This window comes from Streptomyces tricolor (genome assembly GCF_002155905.1).
Classification (GTDB): Bacteria; Actinomycetota; Actinomycetes; order Streptomycetales; family Streptomycetaceae; genus Streptomyces; species Streptomyces tricolor.
Map to the genome: position 1 here is coordinate 1 of NZ_MUMF01000678.1, position 538 is coordinate 538.

General features: G+C 65.8%; 1 pseudogene. It reads left to right on the forward strand.

Features of this window, described 5'->3' with window-relative positions:
• Positions 1-538: pseudogene (locus tag CCN44_RS37170) on the forward strand (hypothetical protein); the annotation flags it as partial.

The following is a 538-nucleotide window of genomic DNA, read 5'->3' on the forward strand; positions in this document are numbered from 1 at the left end:
CCAGCGCGTCGGCCGCACCGGCCGCGACCGACGAGAAGGCGGCACGGGACGCGATACGCAACGTCAACGCCGGGATGCGTGCCAACTACGCGTCCTTGAAGTCCGAGCTGATCAAGCACCTCAGCCCGGTCATCGTCGTCCAGAACAACGCCGTCGGCGGACGCTTCACCCTGATCAACAACGGAGTGCGGGTCGAGACGGTCGACCCGGTCCCGGAGTACTTCGAACTGGCCAAGTCCATCGCCCACATCCCCCTGGGCATCTACTCGGTGATCGCCGCCTACCTCAGCGACCAGGTCCCCAACATCCCCAACGCCGAGCGCATCGACCCGCACGACCTGGACATGGTCGCGTTCAAGACCCCGGGCGACAAGGGCTGGACCACCCCGCTCAGCAGCTACCGGACCACACTGAACTCGGCCCTGACCATGCTGCCCACCGCCAACCTCCCCGACGACCTGGACACCTCCTGCACCACGATCCTCACGGAGGCCGTCAAGTTCATCGACACCATCGTCAAGGCCGCCGCCTTCGACAT